Genomic DNA, 16,321 nt, shown 5'->3' with positions numbered 1-16,321 from the left:
AATACCAGCGCACCGCCCACAGGATCACATCACCCTGGAAATGGCGCCACTTGAAATCCGTCATCGTTCCGTCCGTCCAATCTCCGCCAAGCATGCTCAAGCTTCACGATTTTTGCAACAGAGCCCGTTGACGAGCTGCGCGGCCGCGGTGATGACCCCGGCCGACCGCACTAGTCCAATGGGCGGGAGGCGTTGCGCAGCTCGTCGACGACTTCGCGATGCTGTGGGTGTACGAACAGGATGAGGGCTTGGCCGTGCGTGCTCAGAAGATGACTGTCGACGGTGATTGCGTCCACGAATCGGATGTCGACGGCAGGATCTTCCAGGAGAGCGCGGCGAATAGCCGCGAGGGTGCGAGCAACGGTCATGGCCGCGTCGGCAGGCTAGTGGGCCGCGCCGAGTTCGACGAGGAGGACGCCGCCGATGATGAGGGCGATGCCGAGCGCCATGACCCAGGTGAAGGGTTCTTTGAACAGGAACTTGCTGGCCACGGCGGTGAGGGCGACGCCGGAGGCGGCCCAGATGCCGTAGGCGACACCGATGCCGAGCCCGAGGGCAAGGACTTGGGTGAGGAAGAAGAACGCGCCGAGGTAGCCCACGACGACGGCGATGTAGAACGGTTTCCGTCCGCCGGTTGCCAGGCGCAGGGAGAGTGCCGCGCCGACTTCGAGGACGATCGCGAGGATGAGGAAGAGCCAGACCATCAGATGCTCGCCTCCCTCTTGCGCTGCGCCGCTTGCGATCCGAGTTCGACGGTGAGAACACCGCCGATGATCAAGGCCAGGCCGAGGATCATCACGCCGGTCAAGGGCTGTCCGAACAGAAGTGCGGCCAGCACCGCCGTCAGGGCGACGCCCATCGCGCCCCAGATCCCGTACGCAACCCCGAGGGCCATCCCCTCGCGTAGAACGAGCGCGAGAAGCGTGAACGCGCCGACGTAGCCGATCGCCACGAGGATGTACCAGGCCGGGTGGTCCTGGCCGGCTTGGAGGGCGAGAGAGCCGGCGACTTCACTGATGATCGCGCCGGCAAGCAGGAGCCATTTCTTCATAGTCAGTCCTTCACGAGGTTGTGGGCGAAGGCGCGGAGCTGCGCCAGGTCGCCGGGGGTAGGAGGGGAGACGTTGGCGGCTTCGGCAAGCCACCCGCCGTCGGCCAGGAGGCGGGCGGCGAGCAACCGGGTGCGTTCGTCCGGGGCGACGTCATCGGGCACGACAAGCCAGGGCGCGAGACGTTCGGCCCAGCGCTGCGTGAGCGAGCGGCGCAGCTTCGGATCACTCATCGCCACCAGGTCGGTTTCATCGAAACCCCCGGACAGTGACCAGTCGACGTACGCGCCGATGCGCGCGGCCGGGGCCGCGCCGTCCGGTGACGACCCGAGGCGTGCGACCAGCGCCTCTTCCCAGCGGTCCAAAACGGAGTCCACCAGGGCGAGCATGAGAGCTTCCTTCGTGGGGAAGTGATACATCACCCCCGGCTTGGTCAGCCCCACACTTCGGGCCACGGAGTCCAGAGACACCGCCCGCCCCTCGTCGAGCTGAGAGAAGGCGGCCGCCAGGATCGCGGGGCGAGGATCGGTGCGCATGAGTGTAGGTTACCATCCGGAAGGTAACTAGGCCAGGAGTCTCCTACAGTGGAGTTGCACGCATAGGTTCATCACCGCGAGCCGAGTAGGCCGAAAACGATCGATTCCGGCACGGCCGCGAGCTGCACCGCGGCGACGTTGTGAATCGCGGCGATGAATGTCGTGTTTCCCACGCCGCTTACCGTCCGATGAGGAGTGCTTCTTGGGCGGCGTCGACGGCCTCTGGGATGAGGCGTGTCTGCTTGTTGATGTCGAGTATGCGGTTGATCTGGGTGACGAGTCTGTCGGCGAGACGGAAGTTTCCGTTGGTGGCGCGGACGATTGCGGCGAGAGCTGCGGTGTGCGCGAGACCGGAGTCGTCTGGGTCGGGGTCCGGGAGGCGCTGCGCGACAACGGCGGTGAGCTCGTCACTGCGTAGCGCCCGGTACTCGTGAGCGAAGCCGATGCGGCTGTAGAGCTGGGGGTAGCGGGCGAGCCGTTTTTCGAGGCCGGGCATGCCGATGAGGATGACGCCCATCCGGTGGCGGTCGTAGAAGTCGCGGACTTGTTCGAGGCCGGCGGTTTTGAGTCGGTCGGCTTCGTCGATGATGAGCAGTTCGGTGTTTCCGCTGTGTTGGGACTCGGCGTGAACGAAAGGATCAACGTGCCCGTGTTCGGCGTAGTCGATGGCCCAGGAGATGTGCTGGCAGGCCCGGGGCAGGCCTTGATCGATTTGCTTGATGGTCGCGGCGACCGTGGGTGTGAAGAATGCCGTGCGGCTTCGTTGCACGGCCTCGGGCACGGGCGGCAGTGAGCCCTTGCCGCGGGAGAGCGGGTACCACTGCTCCCATTCGTCTGTACCGGCGTAGTTGCGTGCGGAGCGTGTCTTCCCGACGCCGGGTGGTCCGTAGCAGAGGCCGATGTAGCGGTGCGATCGGACGGTATCCGCGAACTCTGTAAACCGTCGGTGCTCACGTGTGGTAATGAATGCGGGCAAAGTGTCCGCGAGGGGCGGAGGCGCATCGGTGAACTCGTCGAAATGACCGTTGAGGAATCGGCGTCCGTCATCGTCAGGCGTGAAAAGAAGAGACCGGGGCGTGCTGTCTGGATCAGTCACTGGCATATGTCCTCAATCCGTGTCGCGCGGGAAGTGTCGCGGGCTGGTCGGGGGTTCTGTCGGGGGCCGTTGCGATCTCGGGACGGTGGCGCGTGTCTTCGGGAAGGGAACCCGCATGAGCGGTGAGCTCGCGGAGTTGCTGCTTCAGAGCGCGACGCCGCGCGTTCCTCGCGGTTTGCAGATCAGCAAAAGAGACGGTTTCCGAGGAGCGTTCGGGGGAAATTGCGCGGCAGAGGAATGCGTTGTCGTGGAAGATTCGTATCTCTCCGAGGTCGCGGAGGTCGTACCGCACCGTGACGTCTTCCCCGACGTATGCGGCGAGGACTGGTGAGATGTATCGGGTCGAGGCGAAACGGATCCCGTCGCGTTGCACACGGCGGGGCGTCGCTGCGGTGAGTAGAAGCAGATCGATGTCTTCCGGGCGAGCGGGTGTTCGAGGGATGAAACTGTCGCTGCGCCATCGCTCGTGCGGGGCAGCACCCGTCGATGAGTGGATGCGTTCGTTGTATTCGTCGACGATGAATCGCTCGAGAACGTCATCGAGCTGGTGCAAGGTCAACCTGGGTTCGGTGATGGGCGATCCACCGGTGCCGTGCGGGATGAAGCCGGGCAGGTGCGGCAGCAGCTCGGTCGTGATCGTTCGGTAGAACCGTTCGATCTTGCCGCGCCCCTGTGGGACGCCGATCCGTGAGTGAATCAAGCGCACGTGCACGTCGAGGCACACGTGCTCGATCCTGGTCGAGGTGAAATCGGACCCGTGATCGCTGTAGAGGATGTCCGGGAGGCCCGACACCACCCACTTCGGGTTTCGTTTCCGAGCGACGGCCTGGTGGAAAGCCAATGCGGAATGCTCGGCCGTGGGTGCTGAGACGCTGACCGCGTAGCCCGCGATCGCTCGTGAGTAGTCGTCGAGCACGATCGTGAGCCAGGGGCGGACGGCCTGCTGCCGGTCATCGAGAATCATCACATCGAGCAGAGTGTGGTCCATCTGCCACTGTTCATTCGGCGCAGAGGTTGTGCGGCGGTAGACCAGCTCGAACTTGTCTCGATAGGCCGCGTCCCTGCCGTCCGCGAGAGCGGTCAGGCCCGGGTCGAGCGCGTGCACGATTTCGCGGACCGTGGTGTACCCCGGGACGGATAGTCCTCGGCCCCTGGCGATATCACCGATGCGGCGGTGGATATACGCGATCGTCGGCGCGGGTCGCCGCACAGCAAGCGCCTCAATCGCCTTCACCAGCTCGGCGTCGATGTGCCTCGAACCCTTATCGCTGCGAGGTGCCCGTGAGAGCTGTCCCGTTTCCATCCGGGCTGCCCAGCGTTGCAGGGTCCGTACGGCGACGCCGGAGTGTTCCGCAATGCGCGTCCACGGCACCCCGTCCTGGTGTTGGCGCACAAGCTCGGCTTTCTGCCGATCGCTGAGGTGCGCCATGATTCCTCGTTAGGACCGCTCGACGTGCTCGGCCAGGTGCCGGTAGATCGTGGGCCGGGACACTCCGAACGTGTCGGCAATCTCTTGGACGGTGTGGCCGCCCTCGTCGTACATCGCCCGGGCCTGCCGGATCTTCGTCGGCGTCATCTTGAACTTCGGGCCGCCCTTCCGGCCCCGGGCGCGGGCGGCCGCGAGGCCGTCGTGGGTGCGTTCGACGATGAGGTCGTGTTCGAACTCCGCGATCGCAGCGAGCATGTGGAAGAACAGGCGACCTCCCGGCGTCGTCGTGTCGATGCCCTGCGAGAGTGCCTTCAAACCGACCCCGCGCTGTTGCAATTCGTCCGCGACCTGTTTGAGGTTTCTCACCGACCGGCCGAGCCGGTCAAGTTTCGTCACGACGAGCGAGTCTCCCTCGCGCAGATATCCGAGGGCTTCCGTCAGTGCCGGCCGTTTCGCCAGGGTGCCGGATGCGTGCTCGACGAGAATCTTGTCGCAGCCCGCCGCATTGAGCGCATCCGTTTGGCCGTCGGGATTCTGGTCTCGGGTTGAGACTCGGGCGTAACCGATCGTGGCCATGCCTCAGTGTAACGTGAACGCCGCTTGTTTTACATAGATTGCTGACACGGGTAGTGAGACACGACTCGCCGAACTGGCCGACCAAAATTCCGGATGACTCATGAACGGTCCATCATGTTACTATACTAACCTGTTTGTATAGTAAAGCGGTAGCGAGGAGTCGGATTGATGAGAAGCGATACTGCGCCGAAGCGGCGATGGTGGTTGTTGTTGACGGTAGGCGCGGGTTTGCTCCTCATCACGCTGGACAACTCGATTCTGTACACCGCGCTCCCGACGCTGACCGAGGAGCTGGGCGCTTCGGGGTCAGCCTCACTGTGGATCATCAACGCCTACCCTGTGGTGATGGCGGGTCTGTTGCTGGGTGCGGGGACGCTGGGCGATCGAATCGGCCACCGCAGAATGTTCGTGGTGGGGCTGTTGATCTTCGGCCTGGCATCGTTGGCTGCAGCGTTCTCGGTGAGCCCGGGGATGCTGATCGCCTCGCGTGCGCTGCTGGCCGTGGGGGCAGCAGCGATGATGCCGGCGACGCTCGCATTGATCCGGTTGTCGTTCAATGACGTGAAAGAACGAAACATCGCGATCGCGATCTGGGGAAGTCTCTCAGTTGTCGGCGCCCCGCTCGGCCCGATCCTAGGCGGGTTGCTGTTGGAGCGGTTCTGGTGGGGATCAGTGTTCCTGATCAACGTTCCGGTTGTGGTCGCCGCGCTCATCGGGACCGCGCTCGTCGCGCCGCGTAACGACGCTGATCCCTCCAAGAAGTGGGACCTGCTGTCCTCCATCCAGGCGATGGTGGGCCTCGTGGGCACGGTGCTCTTTATCAAGGAGCTCGCCCATGTACCGCAGAACTGGCCTCTGATTGCAGGTGCTGCAGTGGCTGCAGTGGTCGGGTTCGTGTTGTTCGTACGTCGTCAGCGACGGATGAGTGAACCGCTTTTGGACTTTTCGATTTTCCGCAACAAGGCCTTCACCGGAGGCGTCCTGGCTGCTGCTTTCGCAATGTTCACGATCGCAGGCGCGCAGCTCATCACAACCCAGCGCTTCCAACTCGTGGAAGGGTTCAGCCCCTTGCAAGCGGGTCTTTTGGTTGCAGCGATCGCCCTCGGTGCTCTGCCCTCGGGGTTGCTCGGAGCTGCGTTCCTGGACACGCTCGGCCTTCGACTCATTATTTCCGGCGGCCTCGGCGTTGGCGCCCTCGGGCTGCTGCTGTCGATCACCGCGGTGGCAACAGACACCTTCGCCTTGCTCGTGGCCGGATTCGTCGTGACCGGGCTCGGCCTGGGTGGAGCGTTCTCGGTCGCTTCCTCCGCGATCATGGGCAATGCCCACCCGCGCAAAGCTGGCATGGCTGCGTCCGTGGAGGAGGTGTCGTACGAAATGGGGTCGCTCTCGGCCGTCGCCGTGCTGGGAAGCCTGCTGACGTTTGTGTACGCCTTCACAGTTCAACTCCCCATTGGTTCCCCGGATGCAGCCCGGGAGAGCCTGGCAGACGCACTGGCCGTCGCTGACGGGAACGCCGAGATAATTGCTGCAGCGACCACTGCATTTGACACTGCCTACCTGGTGACGATGATCGTCTTGGGCGTGGTCTTGGCAATCGGGGCCGTGACTACCAATGGTCTACTGCGTGCCTACGGTCGCAACACTCAGGCCATGGAGTTTGCGGAGAACCACTGATGTTCATTCCAGCGAGAGAGGAGCAAGGTGCGAGAGAGCAAACGGACCGTAATTTTGGACGCCGCGGTCAATGTCATCGAGTCTGACGGGATTACCGCCGTCACCTTCGATTCCGTCGCGGCAGCAGCTGGCATTACCCGTGGAGGGATCATCTACCACTTCCCTTCCCGAGAGGAGTTGATCGCGGCCATTCATGAGCACATGGCATGCCGTTGGGAGAGCCAGCTCGAAGTTGCCTGCGGTAAGCCGGCCGACGAGACCACCGCGCTCGAACGGCTCATCGCTTACATCCGCATGGCGGCGACACCAGCCACTCGAGCAGAAGTGCAGATGATTCTCGATAGTCATCACACTGAGAACCAGGACGCTTGGGATCGTGTTATCCAACGCTGGGCACCACGACCGCAACCGACAGATGATCCCGCATATGCCCTGGCACTTTTGGCTGCCGATGGCCTCTGGGTCACCGACGTACTTGGAAGCACCAGCATCGCTACTGAGCAACGCCATGAGAGCGCCGAACGTATCATCGACCTCATACGAGATAACGAACGCATCGCGTCATAGACCACACCAGCCGGGCAGCAAACGAAAGAGGAGGAACCGGCGCGCGTATCCGGAGCGCTGTGCTTCCAGCCAATCTGTTGGCCGGTGACCGGCATAACGCGCGTCTCGAGACGAGACACAGAGCCCCTCACTGGATTCAGAGCGACGCGAGAATCGCGACATTTAGCGCCGCAAGTCACACTCGGCGGGCCGTCCGGCACGGCTGCCCGAAAACGACCGTTATTGGGCGCAGCCTCCACCTTGTGCGACGTGGCCGCGCGTCATCATCTCGAAGCGCACTTCGCTCAACAACGCATTGCAGCGCTGCCGCTCTTCGTCACTCGCAGCGGCGGCTATCGCCGCCTCAAGTCGGCTCATCTCACGCGCCAGCTCCGCGTCGCTCATCTGATCGCTCTGAGTCATAGCTGCCCCTCTCATATCGTGGCGAAGCCGAGCAGCGCGAAGGCTAACGTGACGGCCGCTCCCCCGAGCATCAACGGTTTCTCAGCTTGGGCCAGCGGGCCTTCGGTGATCTGCTTACGGCGGATCAGCCATGATGCAACGAACATGGCGATGCCTACGACGATCCCGACGTAGTAGATGATCTGTAGCGCGCTCATCAGCTCTCCTGCGGCTCCTGATACCAACGCACGACGCCGTTATGGCTGTGTGCCCGGCCAACGTGGCTCGATGCGCGCCTGAGCATGTTTGCTGCGGTTGTCAGCTCGTCAGCGGCCGCATGGGCGCTGCCGGTGCCGTCGCCGTCTTCGCCGTTGTAGTGCTTGCCGTCCTCGGTGCGGCTGTGCCACTTGCCGAGCTGGTCGATCACCTGCGCCAAATGGTCGATGGTTGCGCCCAGCTCACCGAGCAGTCGGTATGAGTCGATCGGGTGCGGTACAGCTCGAGTTGAGTGCGCGAGCGTGCGCGCCAGCTCTTCGACCTCGGCGGCAATTTCGAGCTGCCGCTGTTCCTCGTTGATTGCCATTGTGGTTACTCCCTTACTCCATCGGGCGGCCGGGTGACAGGCTGTGCGCGGGTGCGCCCTCGAACGGTCGGCCGCCGTTCAGTTCGGCTTCGAGCCGCACTACCTGGTCAAGGATCGCTTCGAGCTGGAAGTCAGAGAGTGACCGATACGGCCGCCCTGCGTTCCTCGCTGCGATGAACGCTGCGCGGATGCGTTCGCTGTCCTCTGGTGCGGCGTAATAGCCCATCTTCGTGCGGGTGCCAGGCTTCGAGCTGGCGGCCGCCACGGTGCGCTTTGGCGCAGCGGGCGCGGCCGCTGCGGGTGCTGCACTCTCAGGGGCCGGCTTCTCTGGCTCGACGCGGCCGCTCGTCGGCGCTACGGGCGACAGGCCGCTGAGCTGCGAGCGTCGGCGTTCGGGTTTCTTAGACATGAGCAGTTCCCTTCTTGAGCTGGTCAATGTGTGCGGCGTAGATCGCGGCAAGCTCGCGCGCCTGCGCGTCGCCCTCGTCTAGGCCTCGGGCCGTTTCGGTGGCATCTGCGATTGCCTGCCGCTTCGGTACGGGTGGGGTGAGAATCGGGAGCTGCGCAGCTTCGGCGGCTGCCGTCAGCTCGTCGGCCCAGTGGCCTCCGGCGAGTGTGTGCGCTTCGTGGGCGTTGAGCACGAGTCCGGCGACTGTGAGCCGCGGGTTGTAGTGCTCGCGCACCAGGCTCACGGTGTTCATCAGCTTCGCCAGGCCGTTGACGCTCCACAGCTTCGACTGTGAGACGATCACGACGGCGTCGGCTGCCGTGAGTGCGCTGATCGTCAACGGGTCGATAGCGGGGCCACAGTCGATGAGCACCAGGTCATATTCGGTCTGGATCGCGGCGAGCTGCGCGCGCAGCCGCGATTCGCGGCCTGGCTCCGATGAGATAACGAGTTCGTTGCGCACGTCGGCCAGGTTGTCGCCCACGGTCGGCGCGACCGTGAGGCCTTCCCAGATACCGGGCACGAGCACGTCGGCCAGGGTGTCGCTGCTGCGGCTGCTGAGTGCGTCGGCCACTCCAACGTCGCCCTCTTGCATGTCTTCGGTGAGAACGCTGGTGATGTTGCCCTGCGGGTCGGCGTCGATCACGAGCACGCGCTGTCCGTCGAGGATCGCGGCGCGGGCGTGGTGGTAGACGGTGGTGGACTTCCCCACTCCGCCTTTCTGGTTGCAGTACGCGAGAATCATGGTGCCCTTCTTTCAGGTCTAATGGTACTAATACCCCTATTGGGGGCAGATAGTGGGCTGCGCCTTGGCAGCCCACTATCTCGGCGGTCTAGTTCCGGCGCTCGACGGTGACGGTCTGGCCGCGAAGGCTCACGGTCACTTCTGCATCGAGCACCTTGCGAACGGTGCGGGTGTTGCCTTCGTCGTTCGTGTAGGTGTCCAGCAGCTCTTCGCCCGCGACGTTCACGCGCACGTTCCCGCAACGCTCAGCGAGGTCGCACAGCGCCTCGGCGTCGGCTCCCCAGACTGCAACGTCGTAGCCTTCGGTGCCGCCGTCCTCGAACTCGCCGCCCTTGTTCACGCGATCCGTGCGGATAACGCGAGCGAAGGTGTAGGGGCGGCCGTTCTTGTCGGTGCGCAGCTCGGGTGCCTTGGCCAGGTTCCCGGTGAAGCTGATGAAGGTGGTCATGATCTTTCCTCTCGGTTCGATTTCGGGGTTATGGGGTTTATAGGTCTATTGTACCTAATAGGTCTAGTCGTGTCTATGGTTTCGGCAGATTATCCGGTGCAGCTCCCCCACATTCCCAGCTCGTCGGCCTGCGCTGCGCGCTCTGCGTCGCGGTGCTCGGCCTGGCCGATGTAGGGCGCATCGTAGGTGTACTCGTGCGCGGCTCCTGCTTCGAGCAGCACGACGGCGGCACTCTGCCCGTCGATGTAGACATGGCGCAGCAGTCGCCCATAGCGGTCGGTGTCATCCTGAGTAGGATCGGCGCGCAGCTCGACCGCCTGCCCGTAGACCATTGCGTTCAGCTCGTCGCGCGCCTCTTGCGCGTAGCAGTCATCCTGCCCGCCGTCACGGTTGATTTCGGGTGTATCGAGGCCGATGAGGCGCACCCGCGCCTCTCCCCCGGCCGTCTGCACGTCGATGGTGTCGCCGTCCACTACGGCGATCACTTGTGCGCTCTCAGCGGGCAGCAGCTCGGCGTCGGCTGCGCTCGTCTCGGTGCAGCTCTGTAGGCCGGTGGCGCTTGCGAGTGCGAGCACGCCTGCAAGGATCGTGCGCAGCGCGGCCGCCCTCACTTGCTCTTCCCTTCGAGCCGGTCGATAGAGCGGATCATGCGGTCTTCCCACATATCTTTCTCACTCGATCCCATTTCATCCCAGCCCAGCGGGTACTTGATCCCGGCTGCACGGATGCGGTCTTTGATCTTCTGGTGCTCGGCCTCGCGCTTCGCGATCCACGCGGCGCGCTCTTCTTTGGTCAGCATGACATTTCCCCCTTATGGGTCTTATGGGTCTATTCCGCGGTGTCAGTGAGTCGCTGCGAGAGCGCTTCGATCTTGTCGGGTCGAAAGCCTGACCAGTGTTCGTCATCGGTGACGACGACGGGTGCCTGCATGTAGCCCAGCCCCTTGACGTACTCGGCGGCCTCGGCGTCGGCGCTCACGTCGATCACCTGGTAGTTGATGCCTTTGTTATCGAGCGCCCGATAGGTCGCGTTGCACTGCACGCAGCTCGGCTTGCTGTAGACGGTGACTGTAAAGCTCATGATCGGTTCCTTTCCTGCCCAGTGCCTCGGTTCCCTCTGACACTCCCCTCACGTTTTTTTGCCGTGAAGGCACCATGTGCCTTCGTAGCGAGCGCAGCCGGAGGGCAAGTGACCGTGGAATACCGGAGCGGCCGAGCGCCAGCGAGAGACGCGAGGATATGCCGCGAAAGCACTTGCGTGCAGGTGGAGCGAACGTAGAATGCCGCAGGCTTCACGGCAAAATACGATTTGAAAGATGGGCGGCCGCGCAGCGGCCGGTGCAGCGCCCCGGCGCTGCCGCCTGGTGCCCGCGGCCGAACGGCCGCGGGCGGCGGGCATTCATTCGCTGTACTCCTGCGCTGCCCTGTTGAGCGCATCGAGCGCAGCGGTGATTTCGATGCTCTGCTTTGCGGCGCTGAGCTGCTGCCACTCGTCGCCATGCTCGGCCTCGGCCCACTTGTGCGCCAGCTCGACGGGGGTTCGGCCGATCAGCTCGCGGCCGTCTTCGAGAGTGATGGTCAGGTGCTCGGCGGTGATGGTCATGGGTGCAACCTCTCGGTTCGGTTTCGGGGTTATGGGGTTTATAGGTCTATTTTACCTAATAGGTCTATTGGCGTCTAGGCCTCGATCCACTCCATTTCGAACTGATCGAGTTGCCTTTCTGTCCAGCCCTCCCCGATGCCGTTGAGTACCGACTTCTCGGCGCGGCCGGGCTCTGTTGCAAAGATTGGCGGCAGTCAGAGGTAGGCTGTCGCTCTGCGCCGATCAGGCGGCTGCTGCGAAATGGTGGTTGAGCATGCCCATGGCCTCCGTCAGCGCCGAGGGCCCAATGCCAAAAGCTCTCTCCACAAGGCGCACCTCGCCCCTGATGCCGGGCTGCAGGCACCAGGGGCGAGCCTGTCCTTTGCGCAGGGCTCGCATGACTTCGAATCCCTTGATCGTGGCATAGGCCGTGGGGATCGATTTGAAACCGCGCACCGGCTTGATCAGTATCTTGAGCTTTCCGTGATCGGCCTCGATCACGTTATTGAGATACTTCACCTGCCGGTGGGCCGTCTCCCGGTCCAGCTTTCCTTCGCGCTTCAATTCGGTGATCGCTGCACCATAGCTCGGCGCTTTGTCGGTATTGAGCGTGGCAGGCTTTTCCCAGTGCTTCAGGCCTCGCAGGGCCTTGCCCAGGAACCGCTTCGCTGCCTTGGCGCTGCGGGTCGGCGACAGGTAGAAATCGATCGTGTCGCCCCGCTTGTCGACTGCCCGGTACAGGTAGGTCCACTTGCCCCGCACCTTGACGTAGGTTTCATCCAGGCGCCAGCTCGGATCAAAGCCACGCCGCCAGAACCAGCGCAGCCGCTTCTCCATCTCCGGGGCGTAGCACTGGACCCAGCGATAGATCGTCGTATGGTCGACCGAAATGCCGCGTTCCGCCAGCATTTCCTCAAGGTCGCGATAGCTGATCGGATAGCGACAATACCAGCGCACCGCCCACAGGATCACATCACCCTGGAAATGGCGCCACTTGAAATCCGTCATCGTTCCGTCCGTCCAATCTCCGCCAAGCATGCTCAAGCTTCACGATTTTTGCAACAGAGCCGTTTGCAAGGCATCTGGTCAGCCACTACGCAGGCTACCCTTTGATCGCTTTCTCCGAAGGCGCTGACGAGTTCTGGGCAGGAATCGGTTGGCACTATTACCCACGTAAAGATGGGGATCCCCATTACCGTAAGCTGTTCGTTTCCCAGAAGATTGGCAAGTGATCTTCACCCGCCGGAAGTGAACCAGTCAGGCGGCCAAATCGTAGTCCGCGCGCTTTTGTATCCAGCGTGGCATGAAAGTTTCGAGGATGCGCACCCCTTCGTCTGACAGCGACTTCCCAAACGCCGCCCGCACTAGCACCTCGGCCGAACGCACAATGTAATCGACCACCGGCACCGGGGTGAAGACAATGCCCAACCGGTCGGCAAGCCGCGGAAACGCCTTCGAAAAGAACTTGTCGTACAGCGTCAGGAGCATCTGCTGCTTTGCCGCCATCCCCTGCAGGCCGCGAATACGCGTGGTCACCTTCTCATAAAACCCCTCAAGCGGTTCAAGCTCGCGCGCAAACCCGGCATTCTCACCAAACTGCGCCACCACCTTCTCGAGTGCCGCCGACACCGGGTTCTCGCGCGCAAAATCGCGGTCGGGGAACATCGCATCGAAAATCGGCAGCGTAATCATGTGCTGCGCCACCAGCTCGATAACCTCGTCGCGGGTAATCTCGAGATTCACCGTCTGCGAGAGCGCCTTCATGAAACGCTCAAACGGGCGAACATCGGTGCCCGGTGCATCCAGGTGTGTGGTGATCAGCGTGATGAAACTGCGCGCCAGCTTGTCAATATCTTTCGCCCAGTCATCCCAGTACATCCGGTCGCCGACCTTCTGCACGATCTTCGCGTACACCGAGTCTTTCCACGCCGCATCAAAGTCACCGCCGAGCCCCGGCAGCGCCACATCCACCGCCCGCGGCTGCGGCAATTCATCCACGCCCTCGGTGCCGATCTCACGGCCAGAACCGGTCTCGGTGCGGCGTGGCTTCGACAGATCGATCGCCTTCACCACGATCGTTTCGGGCGCGTCCCCCGACACCGCCATCTGGTTGATCTTCGCATCCAGCCGCTCGTCGTGCGCCCGCAGCGCCTGCAGCACCTGCCACACCACCTGATAGGGATCGTTCTCGTTCAGGGCCGCATCGGCCTCCACCCCCGCCGGAATCACCACCGGCAAAATAATGTAGCCATAGCGCTTGCCCTCGGCGCGGCGCATCACACGCCCCACTGCCTGCACCACATCCACCTGCGACCTACGCGGGTTGAGGAAAAGCACCACATCGAGGCTCGGCACATCCACGCCTTCACTCAGACAACGAGCGTTCGAAAGCACCCGCGCCACCGGGCGGCCCAGCCGATCGGTGCCCGGTTCTTCTTTCAACCAGTCGAGCAGCTCTTCACGTTGCGTCGAGCGCATCGTGCCGTCAACATGCCGCACCTGCACCGTGAGGTCATCACTCGGATCATCATTGTCAATATCCGAAAGATGATCCTCTACCAGCGCCTGGAACTCACTCGCCACCCGCTGCGAAGTGCGAATATCCTTCGCGAAGGCCACCGCTCGACGCATCGGCTCAATATCGACTCCGAAGTCTTCGGCAAAACCTCCAACCTCACGCTTCGCCATCCCGTTCCAACAACCCACCAGCTTCGTCACATCATCAAGCGGGAGCTCGTAGGTGCTGTCGGCCACCTGCTGCTGAAATTGCTGCGCAATCTGGTCTTGCGACACCCCGAGCACCAGCACCTTGTAGTCGGTGAGGAGGTTCTCTTCCACCGCCTGCCCGAACGACAACCGGTACAGTTCTGGGCCGTACAGTGCCTCGTCGTCCATCGAAACAAGTTCGGCATCGTGCTGCGCCGCAGTGTTTTTCACTTGGTCGTTAAAAATGCGCGGCGTTGCGGTCATGTAGATACGCCGCGTTGCCTGAATGTAGTCATTATCGTGCACCCGCACGAACGAAGACTCATCCTCATCGCTCAGCGTCACGCCGGTGGTGCGGTGCGCCTCGTCGCAAATCACCAGGTCGAACGCTTCCACACCGAGTTGCTGCGCCTCGTGCACCGCCTGAATCGACTGGTACGTCGAAAACACCACCACCATGCCGTCGGCACCCGAAGCGAGATGGTCAAGCTTTTCAGCAAGCACGCGGCCGTCTGTTGTGGCCGGAGCCGCGAGCTCTTCAATCGCCACGCTGGTAATGTCACCAGTCTGTTTGCGACCGACCGTCGTATCCGAACCCACCACGAACGCCGTCAACGGCAGCTCGGGATCGTGCTGCTGCGACCACTCGTTGAGTGTCTGCTGCAGCAAAGCAAGCGACGGCACCATGAACAAAATCGTTGACCGGCCACCACCGGCAAACCGCTTGGTTACCCGCTCTGCGAGCTTCAGGGCGGTGAACGTCTTACCGGTACCACACGCCATGATCATCTTGCCGCGCTCGGTGCCGCGCTCAAACGCCGCCATCACCTGGCTCACCGCCTGGTGCTGGTGCGGCCGCAATTGCTTGAGTTCATGCATCCGCGGTGCCGTGCGCGGATCGAGCACGTTGTAGCTCGCCCAGTCAATATTCGAATGGCGCAACTGCTCGAGACCGATGCGTTTCACCGGTTTCGTGCGATTTTTCAGCGTCTCGAGCGCGTTCGCCGACCACGGCTGCGAAGTCGTGTCAACCCACAGCCCCTCAGCAAACTCATCACGCCCCACAAATTCAAGAAACGAATTGAGGTCGTCTTTGCGCACCCGATGCTCGGGCCGGAAAAACTTGGTTTGGATCGCCACAAGACGACCATCGCGACGCTGCGCCACAAGATCTGCGCCGGTGTCGGCACCGGTGCGATCCGGCCAGTCTTTCCACAGCCACACGTGAGCGAAGTCGCTCCCCCAGGTGCCGTCTTGCATCAGAAAGTGCCGCACCAACTCTTCGAAATAGTTGCCCTGCATCCGACGCGAATCGGCCAGCTCCCGCAACTGATCGAGAAGCTTGTCGAACTCAGCGTTTGGGGCGGCGGGGGTAAAAGCAACAGACAACGCGGCACTCCTTCATCGGATACCGCCTATTGTCACCCACAAATCGCTAGCCGCAGTAAGCAACGGGCCGGGACACGCCCATACGCGCATCCCGGCCCCTGCCGCCAACAGAATAAATCCGTTAGAAGTCCCAGTCGTCGTCCTCGGTCGACTCGGCCTTACCGATGACATACGACGATCCCGAACCCGAGAAGAAGTCGTGGTTTTCGTCGGCACCCGGCGACAGCGACGCCAGAATCGCCGGGTTCACATTGCATACCTCGGCCGGGAACATCGCCTCATAGCCGAGGTTCATGAGCGCCTTGTTGGCGTTGTAGTGCAGGAAGCGCTTCACATCTTCCGCCCAGCCCACACCGTCGTAGAGGTCGTGGGTGTATTCGATCTCGTTGTCGTACAGCTCCATCAGCAGCTCATAGGTGTAGTCCTTGAGCTCCTGCTGACGCTCGGGCGACTGCTTTTCAACCTCGCGCTGGAACTTGTAGCCGATGTAGTAACCGTGCACCGCCTCATCACGAATGATCAGGCGAATAATGTCGGCCGTGTTCGTCAGTTTCGCCTGCGACGACCAGTACATCGGCAGGTAGAAGCCCGAATAGAACAAGAACGACTCGAGCAGCGTCGAGGCCACCTTCTTCTTGGCCGAATCATCACCGTGGTAGTAACCCATGATGATCTTCGCCTTTTTTTGCAGCTGCTCGTTCTCGCGGCCCCAGCGGAAAGCGGCGTCAATCTGCGGGGTGTTCGCCAGCGTCGAAAAAATCGACGAATAGCTCTTAGCGTGCACCGACTCCATAAACGCGATGTTCGTGTACACGGCCTCTTCGTGCTGCGTCACCGCGTCGGGAATCAGCGACACCGCACCCACCGTGCCCTGCAGGGTGTCAAGCAGCGTCAGCCCGGTGAACACGCGCATCGTCAGTGTCTGCTCATCCTCGGTGAGCGTGTTCCATGACTGGATGTCGTTTGACAGCGGCACCTTCTCGGGCAGCCAGAAGTTATTGGTGAGACGGTTCCAGACCTCGAGGTCTTTGGCGTCGTCAATGCGGTTCCAGTTGATCGCTTCAACGGTGTCAAGCAGGTGGTCGCCCATATGTTTCGCTCCTCCGGTGCT

General features: G+C 62.5%; 22 protein-coding genes. 2 read left to right on the top strand and 20 right to left on the bottom strand.

Annotation, left to right across the window (positions count from 1 at the left end):
* Positions 1-170: 170 nt before the first annotated feature.
* From PV375_RS06345 to PV375_RS06315, 7 genes are all read right to left on the bottom strand, one after another.
* Positions 171-368 (bottom strand): hypothetical protein, encoded by a 198-nt coding sequence (locus tag PV375_RS06345; RefSeq protein ID WP_005053846.1) that lies wholly within the window; start codon positions 366-368, stop codon positions 171-173.
* A gap of 15 nt (positions 369-383) precedes the next feature.
* Complete coding sequence (locus tag PV375_RS06340; RefSeq protein WP_316261987.1) at positions 384-704, bottom strand: DMT family transporter; 321 nt, start codon at positions 702-704, stop codon at positions 384-386.
* Complete coding sequence (locus tag PV375_RS06335; protein ID WP_005053852.1) at positions 704-1,051, bottom strand: DMT family transporter; 348 nt, start codon at positions 1,049-1,051, stop codon at positions 704-706. Before PV375_RS06335 ends, PV375_RS06340 begins: the two co-directional genes overlap by 1 nt.
* A 2-nt stretch (positions 1,052-1,053) precedes the next feature.
* Positions 1,054-1,584, bottom strand: coding sequence for a TetR/AcrR family transcriptional regulator (locus tag PV375_RS06330; RefSeq protein WP_316261986.1), 531 nt, complete (start codon positions 1,582-1,584; stop codon positions 1,054-1,056).
* A gap of 178 nt (positions 1,585-1,762) precedes the next feature.
* Positions 1,763-2,686: an AAA family ATPase gene (locus PV375_RS06325; RefSeq protein ID WP_060920706.1), complete on the bottom strand. Its 924-nt coding sequence runs from the start codon at positions 2,684-2,686 to the stop codon at positions 1,763-1,765.
* The gene (locus PV375_RS06320) at positions 2,673-4,109 is read right to left on the bottom strand and encodes a Mu transposase C-terminal domain-containing protein (RefSeq protein WP_060920705.1); all 1,437 of its coding nucleotides are present in this window, start codon (positions 4,107-4,109) and stop codon (positions 2,673-2,675) included. Before PV375_RS06320 ends, PV375_RS06325 begins: the two co-directional genes overlap by 14 nt.
* A 9-nt stretch (positions 4,110-4,118) precedes the next feature.
* Positions 4,119-4,685: a recombinase family protein gene (locus tag PV375_RS06315; RefSeq protein ID WP_332106599.1), complete on the bottom strand. Its 567-nt coding sequence runs from the start codon at positions 4,683-4,685 to the stop codon at positions 4,119-4,121.
* Between the two features lie 168 nt (positions 4,686-4,853).
* On the opposite strand from PV375_RS06315, the gene PV375_RS06310 reads away from it, so the two are divergent.
* Both PV375_RS06310 and PV375_RS06305 read left to right on the top strand, forming a co-directional pair.
* Positions 4,854-6,362, top strand: coding sequence for an MFS transporter (locus tag PV375_RS06310; RefSeq protein WP_332106598.1), 1,509 nt, complete (start codon positions 4,854-4,856; stop codon positions 6,360-6,362).
* Positions 6,363-6,389: 27 nt separating this feature from the next.
* Complete coding sequence (locus tag PV375_RS06305; RefSeq protein ID WP_332106597.1) at positions 6,390-6,929, top strand: TetR/AcrR family transcriptional regulator; 540 nt, start codon at positions 6,390-6,392, stop codon at positions 6,927-6,929.
* A gap of 219 nt (positions 6,930-7,148) precedes the next feature.
* Here the strand turns inward: PV375_RS06305 and PV375_RS06300 are convergent, their stop codons facing one another.
* The 13 genes from PV375_RS06300 to nrdF form a co-directional block, all read right to left on the bottom strand.
* On the bottom strand, positions 7,149-7,331 hold the full coding sequence (locus tag PV375_RS06300; protein ID WP_064846212.1) for a hypothetical protein: 183 nt from the start codon (positions 7,329-7,331) through the stop codon (positions 7,149-7,151).
* Between the two features lie 11 nt (positions 7,332-7,342).
* Entirely contained in the window at positions 7,343-7,528 is a 186-nt protein-coding gene (locus tag PV375_RS06295; RefSeq protein ID WP_332106596.1) for a hypothetical protein, read from the bottom strand.
* Positions 7,528-7,893: a hypothetical protein gene (locus tag PV375_RS06290; protein WP_332106595.1), complete on the bottom strand. Its 366-nt coding sequence runs from the start codon at positions 7,891-7,893 to the stop codon at positions 7,528-7,530. The genes PV375_RS06295 and PV375_RS06290 overlap by 1 nt, the downstream gene beginning before the upstream one ends.
* 13 nt (positions 7,894-7,906) lie before the next feature.
* Positions 7,907-8,302 carry a ParB family protein gene (locus tag PV375_RS06285; protein ID WP_143028277.1) on the bottom strand — a complete coding sequence of 132 codons (396 nt, stop codon included), beginning with the start codon at positions 8,300-8,302 and terminating at the stop codon, positions 7,907-7,909.
* Positions 8,295-9,086: a ParA family protein gene (locus tag PV375_RS06280; protein ID WP_064846209.1), complete on the bottom strand. Its 792-nt coding sequence runs from the start codon at positions 9,084-9,086 to the stop codon at positions 8,295-8,297. The genes PV375_RS06285 and PV375_RS06280 overlap by 8 nt, the downstream gene beginning before the upstream one ends.
* Positions 9,087-9,174: 88 nt before the next feature.
* Positions 9,175-9,534 (bottom strand): single-stranded DNA-binding protein, encoded by a 360-nt coding sequence (locus PV375_RS06275; protein WP_086991045.1) that lies wholly within the window; start codon positions 9,532-9,534, stop codon positions 9,175-9,177.
* Between the two features lie 89 nt (positions 9,535-9,623).
* Entirely contained in the window at positions 9,624-10,109 is a 486-nt protein-coding gene (locus PV375_RS06270) for a thermonuclease family protein (protein WP_332106594.1), read from the bottom strand.
* Between the two features lie 32 nt (positions 10,110-10,141).
* A complete protein-coding gene (locus PV375_RS06265; protein WP_047523862.1) occupies positions 10,142-10,333 on the bottom strand; it encodes a hypothetical protein in 192 nt (63 codons plus the stop codon).
* Between the two features lie 29 nt (positions 10,334-10,362).
* Complete coding sequence (gene nrdH / locus PV375_RS06260) at positions 10,363-10,614, bottom strand: glutaredoxin-like protein NrdH (protein WP_064846206.1); 252 nt, start codon at positions 10,612-10,614, stop codon at positions 10,363-10,365.
* A gap of 318 nt (positions 10,615-10,932) precedes the next feature.
* The gene (locus PV375_RS06255) at positions 10,933-11,136 is read right to left on the bottom strand and encodes a hypothetical protein (protein ID WP_332106593.1); all 204 of its coding nucleotides are present in this window, start codon (positions 11,134-11,136) and stop codon (positions 10,933-10,935) included.
* Between the two features lie 222 nt (positions 11,137-11,358).
* Positions 11,359-12,123 (bottom strand): IS6-like element IS6100 family transposase, encoded by a 765-nt coding sequence (locus PV375_RS06250; RefSeq protein WP_001389365.1) that lies wholly within the window; start codon positions 12,121-12,123, stop codon positions 11,359-11,361.
* Positions 12,124-12,372: 249 nt separating this feature from the next.
* A complete protein-coding gene (locus PV375_RS06245; RefSeq protein ID WP_332106592.1) occupies positions 12,373-15,210 on the bottom strand; it encodes a restriction endonuclease in 2,838 nt (945 codons plus the stop codon).
* A 121-nt stretch (positions 15,211-15,331) separates the two neighbouring features.
* Complete coding sequence (gene nrdF / locus PV375_RS06240) at positions 15,332-16,300, bottom strand: class 1b ribonucleoside-diphosphate reductase subunit beta (protein ID WP_332106591.1); 969 nt, start codon at positions 16,298-16,300, stop codon at positions 15,332-15,334.
* Positions 16,301-16,321 lie beyond the last annotated feature (21 nt).

Origin of the sequence: Gulosibacter sp. GYB002 (assembly GCF_036577665.1) — a bacterium.
GTDB classification, from domain to species: domain Bacteria; phylum Actinomycetota; class Actinomycetes; order Actinomycetales; family Microbacteriaceae; genus Gulosibacter; species Gulosibacter hominis.
The sequence above is the reverse complement of the archived record's forward strand: the minus strand, read 5'-3'. Positions and strand labels throughout refer to the sequence as shown.